Source organism: Psychroserpens mesophilus (genome assembly GCF_000826645.1).
GTDB classification, from domain to species: Bacteria; Bacteroidota; Bacteroidia; order Flavobacteriales; family Flavobacteriaceae; genus Psychroserpens; species Psychroserpens mesophilus.
On the sequence record NZ_JXJP01000007.1, the window covers coordinates 1 to 250 of the forward strand.

Here is a 250-nt window from a genome sequence, read left to right on the forward strand (position 1 = left end):
CTCACATCTATCGTCGTGGTTGCTGTGATGCCTAGGACTGCGATCTCTAATGTACCATCAGCTGGAATAACCGCTGTAACTGATCCGCCTCCATCTATACTATAGGTTACGGTATCACCTGCATCGCCTGTGATTACAAACTCGCCATCTTCTCCTGAACACACACTCGCATCTGTCGCTGATACTGTTACTGCATTTGGTGCTGCGTCAATAGTTATTGTTGCGCTTACACCTGTTAAATCTAAATCAC

The 250-nt window shown here is 46.0% G+C and carries 1 protein-coding gene; it reads right to left on the reverse strand.

The features are described from left to right. Positions 1 to 250, reverse strand: a 250-nt coding sequence (locus TD18_RS17190; protein ID WP_040250641.1) for a hypothetical protein, incomplete at both ends; no start/stop codon positions are given.